The sequence below is a fragment of the Bradyrhizobium sp. SZCCHNR1015 genome, from assembly GCF_032489875.1.
Taxonomy (GTDB): Bacteria; Pseudomonadota; Alphaproteobacteria; order Rhizobiales; family Xanthobacteraceae; genus Bradyrhizobium.
Map to the genome: position 1 here is coordinate 25,059 of NZ_JAUEYW010000029.1, position 8,199 is coordinate 33,257.

At 66.1% G+C, this 8,199-nt stretch carries 8 protein-coding genes; all 8 read left to right on the plus strand.

The window, feature by feature from the left end; genetic code table 11:
• Nucleotides 1–2 precede the first annotated feature (2 nt).
• On the plus strand, nt 3–1,517 hold the full coding sequence (locus tag QX128_RS32725; RefSeq protein WP_315805550.1) for a tripartite tricarboxylate transporter permease: 1,515 nt from the start codon (nt 3–5) through the stop codon (nt 1,515–1,517).
• 269 nt (nt 1,518–1,786) lie between these two features.
• The gene (locus QX128_RS32730; protein WP_316183603.1) at nt 1,787–2,581 is read left to right on the plus strand and encodes a thymidylate synthase; all 795 of its coding nucleotides are present in this window, start codon (nt 1,787–1,789) and stop codon (nt 2,579–2,581) included.
• 3 nt (nt 2,582–2,584) lie between these two features.
• On the plus strand, nt 2,585–3,070 hold the full coding sequence (locus tag QX128_RS32735) for a GNAT family N-acetyltransferase (RefSeq protein WP_316239618.1): 486 nt from the start codon (nt 2,585–2,587) through the stop codon (nt 3,068–3,070).
• Nucleotides 3,067–3,579 carry a dihydrofolate reductase gene (locus QX128_RS32740; protein WP_315805553.1) on the plus strand — a complete coding sequence of 171 codons (513 nt, stop codon included), beginning with the start codon at nt 3,067–3,069 and terminating at the stop codon, nt 3,577–3,579. The genes QX128_RS32735 and QX128_RS32740 overlap by 4 nt, the downstream gene beginning before the upstream one ends.
• A 250-nt stretch (nt 3,580–3,829) precedes the next feature.
• Complete coding sequence (hflK, locus tag QX128_RS32745; RefSeq protein WP_315805554.1) at nt 3,830–4,957, plus strand: FtsH protease activity modulator HflK; 1,128 nt, start codon at nt 3,830–3,832, stop codon at nt 4,955–4,957.
• The gene (gene hflC / locus QX128_RS32750) at nt 4,954–5,895 is read left to right on the plus strand and encodes a protease modulator HflC (RefSeq protein WP_316183602.1); all 942 of its coding nucleotides are present in this window, start codon (nt 4,954–4,956) and stop codon (nt 5,893–5,895) included. Before hflK ends, hflC begins: the two co-directional genes overlap by 4 nt.
• Nucleotides 5,896–6,015: 120 nt before the next feature.
• Nucleotides 6,016–6,222, plus strand: coding sequence for a DUF2065 domain-containing protein (locus QX128_RS32755; protein WP_315713359.1), 207 nt, complete (start codon nt 6,016–6,018; stop codon nt 6,220–6,222).
• A gap of 230 nt (nt 6,223–6,452) precedes the next feature.
• Nucleotides 6,453–7,955 carry a Do family serine endopeptidase gene (locus QX128_RS32760; RefSeq protein ID WP_315805556.1) on the plus strand — a complete coding sequence of 501 codons (1,503 nt, stop codon included), beginning with the start codon at nt 6,453–6,455 and terminating at the stop codon, nt 7,953–7,955.
• Nucleotides 7,956–8,199: the final 244 nt, after the last annotated feature.

Sequence of the window (8,199 nt, forward strand, 5' to 3'; positions counted from 1 at the left end):
TGATGGATCTGTTTGCAAATCTCGCCCACGGTTTCGTCGTCGCGTTGTCGCCAATCAATCTGCTGATGTGCCTGATCGGCGCGCTGGTCGGCACGCTGGTCGGGGTTCTCCCGGGCATCGGGACCATCGCCACGGTGGCGATGTTGCTGCCGATCACCTTCGGCCTGCCGCCGGTCGGCGCGCTGATCATGCTGGCCGGTATCTATTACGGCGCGCAGTATGGCGGCTCGACCACGTCGATCCTGGTCAACATTCCCGGCGAGGCGACGTCGGTGGTGACCGCGCTCGACGGCTTCCAGATGGCGAAGCAGGGCCGTGCCGGTCCGGCGCTGGCGATCGCCGCGATCGGCTCGTTCTTCGCCGGCTGCGTTGCCACCGTGCTGATTGCGATCCTCGGCGCGCCGTTGACCAAGCTCGCGCTGGCGTTCGGCCCGGCCGAGTATTTCTCGCTGATGGTGCTGGGCCTGATCTTCGCGGTCGTGCTGGCGAAGGGCTCGGTGCTGAAGGCGATCGCGATGATCGTGCTCGGCCTGCTGCTGTCGATGGTCGGCTCGGACATCGAGACCGGTGTGTCGCGCATGGCCTTCAACATTCCCGAGCTCGCCGACGGCCTCGGCTTCGCCACCGTCGCGATGGGCGTGTTCGGCTTCGCTGAGATCATCCGCAATCTCGATGCCGGCGCGGAGATGGACCGCGACCTCGTGCAGAAGAAGATCACCGGCCTGATGCCGACCAGGAAGGATCTGAAAGACTCCACGCCGGCGATCCTGCGCGGCACGCTGCTCGGTTCGATCCTCGGCATCCTGCCGGGCGGAGGTGCGGTGATCGCCTCGTTCGCGGCCTATACGCTGGAGAAGAAGCTCGCGCGAGATCCGTCGCGGTTCGGTCGCGGTGCGATCGAGGGCGTCGCGGCGCCGGAGAGCGCCAACAACGCGGCGGCGCAGACCTCCTTCATTCCGCTGCTGACGCTCGGCATTCCGCCGAATGCGGTGATGGCGCTGATGGTCGGCGCGATGACCATCCACGGCATCGTGCCGGGCCCCCAGGTGATGCAGAAGCAGCCTGATCTGGTCTGGGGCATGATCGCCTCGATGTGGATCGGCAATCTCATGCTGATCATCATCAACCTGCCGCTGGTCGGCATCTGGGTGCGGCTCTTGCGCGTGCCATACCGGCTGATGTTCCCGTCAATCGTGATCTTCTGCGCGATCGGCATCTATTCGGTGAACAACGCGCCGGTCGACGTGGTCCTGGCGGGCGCGTTCGGCCTCGTCGGCTACTGGCTGATCAAGCATGATTTCGAGCCGGCGCCGCTGCTGCTCGGCATGGTGCTGGGCCCGCTGATGGAGGAGAACCTGCGCCGGGCGCTGCTGATCTCGCGCGGCGACTGGTCGGTGTTCCTAACGCGGCCGCTGTCGGCCGTGCTGCTCGCGATCGCGGCGGGGCTGCTCGTGCTGGCGGTGCTGCCGACGCTGCGCCGCAAGCGCGATGAGGTCTTCGTGGAAAGCGAAGGCTGACCAGCGTCGGCGGACCGGACGCCGGAGGCGCTCGGGACCCTGGTCAAGGGCGAGATCGTCAAATGGTCCGCGGTCCTCAAGCCGGCGAGCTGGTACGGAACGGCCATGGATCGGGAGGAGGGCGGAACGTGCGGTCCCGCCCTTGTCAATTGCGGCTGCGGCCGACATTTTTCGGGGTATAATTAGCGACCGGGCCGAGTCGAGGCTAGGGCCGGGCGATCCCTGCCGTTACATTCGCCGCCTTCCGCGAAAGGCCGCCAGCGCGCACCATGCACCAGTATCACGACCTGCTCGAACGCATCCTGTCCGACGGCGCCGAGAAGCACGACCGCACCGGCACCGGCACGCTGTCGGTGTTCGGCCACCAGATGCGCTTCAACCTTGCGGCCGGCTTTCCGCTGGTGACCACCAAGCGGCTGCCGCTGAAGGCGATCGTGCATGAGCTCTTGTGGTTCCTCAAGGGCGACACCAACATCAAATATCTGCACGATCACGGCGTGACGATCTGGGACGAGTGGGCCGATGGCAATGGCGATCTCGGCCCCGTCTACGGCTATCAGTGGCGCTCGTGGCCGACGCCGGACGGCGGCCATATCGACCAGATCGGAGGCGTGATCGACATGATCAGGCGCAATCCGGATTCGCGCCGGCTGATCGTGACGGCCTGGAACCCGGCCGACGTCGAAAAGATGGCGCTGCCGCCGTGCCACTGCCTGTTCCAGTTCTATGTCGTGAACGGCAAATTGTCGTGCCAGCTCTACCAGCGCTCGGCCGACGTCTTTCTCGGCGTGCCCTTCAACATCGCATCCTATGCGCTGCTGACGATGATGGTGGCGCAGGTGACGGATTTGAAGCCCGGTGAATTCGTGCACTCCTTCGGCGACGTGCATCTCTATTCCAATCACATCGAGCAGGCCCGCCTGCAGCTCACCCGTGCGCCCCGTCCGCTGCCGACCATGACGCTCAATCCGGACGTCAAGGACATCTTCGGCTTCCACTACGAGGACTTCGCGCTCGCCGGCTACGATCCGCATCCGCATATCAAGGCCGAGGTCGCGGTCTGACGCATGCCGGTTTCGATCCGTAGCGCCGGGCCTGACGACATCGGAAGCGTATTCGCGCTGATCCGGGAGCTCGCCGACTACGAGAAGCTCTCGCACGAGGTCGGCGCGAGCGAGGCCGACATCGCCGCCGCGCTGTTCTGCGAGCATCCGACGCTGTTCTGCGATCTCGCCGAATGGAACGGCGCGGTGGCGGGCTTCGCGGTCTGGTTCGTCAACTTCTCGACGTTTGCCGGCAAGCCAGGGATCTATCTCGAAGACCTGTTCGTGCGGCCGGCGTTTCGCCGCAACGGCATCGGCCAGGCCTTGCTCGGCCATCTCGCGCGCACCTGCATCGAAAACGGCTGGGCGCGGCTGCAATGGTCGGTGCTCGACTGGAATGCTCCTTCCATCACTTTCTACAAATCGCTCGGCGCCGAGCTCATGGACGAGTGGACGCTGTGCAAGGTGACCGGCGAGGCTCTGGCTCAACTGGCGGAGAGGGCGCCGTGATCGAGATCGTGCTGATCGTCGCAGTCGCCGACAACGGCATCATCGGCGCCGCCGGTGCGATCCCGTGGCGGCAGAAGAGCGACATGCAGCGCTTCAAGGCGATGACCATGGGGCGTCCGATCGTGATGGGCCGCAAGACCTTCATCTCGTTTCCGCGCCGGCCGCTGCCGGGCCGCACCAACATCGTCGTCACCCGCAATGCCGAGTTTCGCGCCGATGGCGCGATCGTGACCCATACCGTCGATGAAGCGCTCGTCATCGCGCGTGGTGATGCGCTGCGGCGTTCAGCCGCGGAGATCGCGGTCATCGGAGGCACCGAGCTCTTTGCTGCAACGATGCCGATCGCCGACCGGCTGGAGATCACCGAGGTGCATGCGAGCCCGCCTGGCGATACCGTGTTTCCGGCGATCGACCCGGCCCGATGGGAGGAGGTGGCGCGGCAGCGCCATGCCTCGGGGCCTGACGATCAGGCCGAATTCTCCTACGTCACCTATCGCCGGCGGCGGTGAGCGTTTCGCCGGCGGGATCGACGCGACGGCCCGTCCAAGACCATCCGTTAATGATGAAGTCGCGCAGTTTGGCCGTGTGGCGGAGCTGAGGCCGCGGCAAACCGGCGCTTCCGGCCCTGTTTACATTGACAAAACCCGGTTCGGGCTTAGCTGGAGCGCTACGTTGTAAGGGGCGGGGCCGTCCCTTATAACCCGGCGACCGTCGGGGCCGGCGTTGGTGTACACTCAGCCTCTCGGAGGAGATCGATCGATGGCGTGGAAGAATCAGGGCGGAGGCCCGTGGGGTCAGGGTCCGAAGGGGCCCTGGGGCTCGGGACCGCAACCGGTCGGTCCAAGGCCGCCCGACCTGGAAGATCTTCTGCGGCGCGGCCAGGACCGGCTGCAGCAGTTCGTGCCGGGCGGCGGCTTCGGCACCGCGGGCGTGCTCCTGATCGTGCTCGGCGCCATCATCATCTGGCTCGCCTCCGGCATCTACCGCGTGCAGTCCGAGGAGCTCGGCGTCGTGCTGCGCTTCGGCAAATATGTCCGCGATGAGCAGCCGGGCCTGCGCTATCACCTGCCTTATCCGATCGAGACCGTGCTGCTGCCCAAGGCGCTGCGCGTCAACTCGATCTCGATCGGCATCACCGCCAACGATGATCCCGGCCGGCGCGGCCGCAGCGGTCGCGATGTCCCGGAGGAGAGCCTGATGCTGACCGGCGACGAGAACATCGTCGACGTCGACGTCACCGTGCTCTGGCGCATCAAGCCGAAGGGCGCGGCCGACTTCCTGTTCAACATCCAGAACCCCGAGGGCACCGTGAAGGCGGTGGCCGAGAGCGCGATGCGCGAGGTGATCGGCCGCTCCAACATCCAGCCGATCCTCACCGGCGCCCGCACCGTGATCGAGCAGAACGTGCAGGAGCTGATGCAGAAGACGCTCGACAATTACGGCTCCGGCATCCAGATCACCCAGGTGCAGATGCAGAAGGTCGATCCGCCGGCCCAGGTGATCGAGGCGTTCCGCGACGTCCAGGCGGCGCGTGCCGACCTCGAGCGTCTCCAGAACGAAGCCCAGACCTACGCCAACAAGGTGGTGCCGGATGCGCGCGGTCGTGCCGCGCAGATCCTGCAGGTCGCCGAAGGCTACAAGGAGCAGGCGATCGCCGAGGCCAAGGGCCAGAGCGCGCGCTTCCTCAAGGTCTATGACGAGTACAAGAAGGCGCCCGACGTGACCCGCGAACGGATCTATCTCGAGACCATGGAGCGCGTGCTCGGTGGCTCGGAGAAGCTCGTGCTCGACTCTGGCGCCACCGGCGGCCCTGTGCCGCTGCTGCCGCTCGGCGATCTCTTGCCGCGCCGTCCGGCGCCGGCCGCTCAGCAGGGAGGCGTCCGATGAGGTCCCCCGTTGCAGGCATCGTCGCGCTCGTCGCCGTGCTCGTGCTCGTCGTCATCGGCTACAGCTCGCTGTTCACCGTGAACCAGACCGAGCAGGCGCTGGTGGTGCGGTTCGGCAAGCCGGTCGACGTCGTCACCGAGCCCGGCCTGAACTTCAAGGCACCGTTCATCGACAACGTGATCTCGATCGACAAGCGCATCCTCGACCTCGAGAACCCCTCGCAGGAGGTGATCGCGTTCGACCAGAAGCGGCTCGTGGTCGACGCCTTCGCGCGCTACAAGATCAAGAACGCGCTGCAGTTCTACCAGAGCGTCGGCTCGATCCAGACCGCCAACGTCCAGCTCGGCACGCTGCTGAACGCCGCGCTGCGCCGCGTGCTCGGCGAGGTCACCTTCACGCAAGTCGTGCGCGACGAGCGCGAGGCGCTGATGCGCAAGATCCGCGATCAGCTCGACAAGGAGGCCGACGCCTATGGCATCCAGGTGGTGGACGTCCGCATCCGCCGCGCCGACCTGCCGGAGGCCAACAGCCAGGCGGTGTACAACCGGATGAAGACCGAGCGGCAGCGTGAGGCCGAGGAGTTCCGGGCGCTCGGCGGCCAGAAGGCCCAGGAGATCAGGTCCAAGGCCGATCGCGAGGCTACCGTGATCGTCGCCGAGGCCAACTCGCAGGCGGAGCAGACCCGCGGCGCCGGCGATGCCGAACGCAACCGGCTGTTCGCCGAGGCCTACAGCAAGGACCGCGACTTCTTCGCCTTCTACCGCTCGATGACGGCGTATGAGAACGGCCTGAAGTCCGGCGACACCCGCTTCCTGCTGCGGCCCGATTCGGAGTTCTTCCGCTACTTCGCCAACCCCTCGGGGAAGCCGGCGGGGGAGACGCCGTCCACCGCCAGCAGCTCGACCGCGGCGGCCGCGGTGCCGGCGCCCAAGCCCTGATGCATCGGCCCCGATGACCAGGGCGGTTGATCCGGGTGAATAAGAGTTGACATGGACGGGGCGAAGCCGTTGCTTCGCCCCGTTACATATCAAGAAGATCGAACGGGAGGTCCGGGTCCGATGAGGTCCATTGCGTTTTCCGATTTCCTCATCGGATTAGGTATCCTGTTCGTGCTCGAAGGCCTGTTGTTCGCGGCCAGTCCGGAGTGGATGCGGCGGGCGATGAAGACCGCGATGACCACGCCCGACAACGTGCTGCGCGCGGTCGGCATCGGCTCGGCGGTGGCCGGCCTGGTCCTGATCTGGGTGATCCGGCGGCCGATCTGAGGTGTGCATCGCCGTCTGCCTGCGCGCCGCCGCACAGGAACGAGGTCCGGCCGCGGCAATGACCGTCAACCGCCCGGCCAACGCCATTGTGAGGCGATGGCTGCGCCATTTTGCCGTATTAGGTCGCCCTCAATGATGAATCTGCGGTCCGATCCGGCGTGCTTGCGTCCTCCGCCGGTTCCGGCGCACTGTAACGGTTGAATTTGCCGACTTTTCTGGAGATCCGCCCGATGACCGCGACCCTTGCTTTCCGCCGTCGACTGCGTCCGATCCTGACCGCGGCGGTTCTTGCCGCGGGCTGGGCGCTCGCGCCGGTCCCGGCCTCGGCGCGGGGGCCGGAGGGGATCGCCGATGTCGCCGAAAAGGTGATCGACGCCGTCGTCAACATCTCGACCTCGCAGACCGTCGAGCCCAAGGGCGGCTCGTCCGAGAACCGCAACGCCAATCCGCAGGTGCCGCCGGGATCGCCGTTCGAGGAGTTCTTCGACGATTTCTTCAAGAACCGCCGCGGCGGTCCGGGCGGCCGGGGTGGGGCCGACAACTCGCCGCGCCGCACCAACTCGCTGGGCTCCGGCTTCATCGTCGACGAGTCCGGGGTCGTGGTCACCAACAATCACGTCATCGCCGATGCCGACGAGATCAACGTGATCATGAACGACGGCACCAAGATCAAGGCCGAGCTGGTCGGCGTCGACAAGAAGACCGACCTTGCGGTGCTCAAGTTCAAGCCGCCGCGGCCGCTGACGGTGGTCAAGTTCGGCGATTCGGACAAGCTGCGGCTGGGCGACTGGGTGGTCGCGATCGGCAACCCGTTCAGCCTCGGCGGCACCGTGACCGCCGGCATCGTCTCGGCCAAGAACCGCGACATCTCGTCGGGCCCCTATGACAGCTACATCCAGACCGACGCCGCCATCAACCGCGGCAATTCCGGCGGCCCGCTGTTCAACCTCGATGGCGAGGTCATCGGCGTCAACACGCTGATCATCTCGCCGTCCGGCGGCTCGATCGGCATCGGCTTCGCCGTGCCCTCGAAGACCGTGGCCGGCGTCGTCGACCAGTTGCGCCAGTTCGGCGAGCTGCGCCGCGGCTGGCTCGGCGTCCGCATCCAGGGCGTGACCGACGAGATCGCCGAGAGCCTCAACATCAAGCCGGCGCGCGGCGCGCTGGTCGCCGGCGTCGACGACAAGGGACCGGCGAAGCCGGCCGGCATCGAGCCCGGCGACGTCGTCGTCAAGTTCGACGGCCATGACATCAAGGAGCCGAAGGACCTGTCGCGCATCGTCGCCGACACCGCCGTCGGCAAGGAGGTCGACGTCATCGTCATCCGCAAGGGCCAGGAGCAGACGCTCAAGGTCAAGCTCGGTCGGCTCGAGGACAACGAGAAGGTGCAGCAGGCGGCGATCAAGAAGGACGAGCCCGCCGAGAAGCCGGTGACCCAGAAGGCGCTCGGGCTCGATCTTGCCGCGCTGTCGAAGGACCTGCGTACCCGCTACAAGATTAAGGACAGCGTCAAGGGCGTCGTCGTCACCGGCGTCGACCAGGCCTCCGACGCCGCCGAGAAGCGGCTGTCGGCCGGCGACGTCATCGTCGAGGTCGCCCAGGAGGCGGTGACCTCGGGCGCCGACATCAAGAAGCGCGTCGACCAGCTCAAGAAGGACGGCAAGAAGTCGGTGCTGCTGCTGGTGTCGAACGCCGACGGCGAGCTGCGGTTCGTGGCGTTGAGCCTGCAATAGGGGCTTCAGGCGGTCGTAACCATTAGCCTTCTGCGCGCTTTGAGATGCGAAGATGAGCGCAATGCAAGTGAATGCGCCCTCTCCCCTTGTGGGAGAGGGCATGTAGGAAAGAGCGGCAGGCTCGGTTGGGTGAGGGGTATCTCTCCAAGAGTTTCACTCGCGGAGAGATACCCCCATTGGCGCTAACTTACCATTTTGCTGCCGGAAATGGATGATTCCTCGGTCGAGTGACTGACGAATCGCT

Coding starts and splice junctions, on each gene's coding strand:
- QX128_RS32725 (WP_315805550.1), top strand. CDS start 3: ATGGATCTGTTTGCAAATCTCGCCCACGGTTTCGTCGTCGCGTTGTCG.
- QX128_RS32730 (WP_316183603.1), top strand. CDS start 1,787: ATGCACCAGTATCACGACCTGCTCGAACGCATCCTGTCCGACGGCGCC.
- QX128_RS32735 (WP_316239618.1), top strand. CDS start 2,585: ATGCCGGTTTCGATCCGTAGCGCCGGGCCTGACGACATCGGAAGCGTA.
- hflC (WP_316183602.1), top strand. CDS start 4,954: ATGAGGTCCCCCGTTGCAGGCATCGTCGCGCTCGTCGCCGTGCTCGTG.
- QX128_RS32760 (WP_315805556.1), top strand. CDS start 6,453: ATGACCGCGACCCTTGCTTTCCGCCGTCGACTGCGTCCGATCCTGACC.
- hflK (WP_315805554.1), top strand. CDS start 3,830: ATGGCGTGGAAGAATCAGGGCGGAGGCCCGTGGGGTCAGGGTCCGAAG.
- QX128_RS32755 (WP_315713359.1), top strand. CDS start 6,016: ATGAGGTCCATTGCGTTTTCCGATTTCCTCATCGGATTAGGTATCCTG.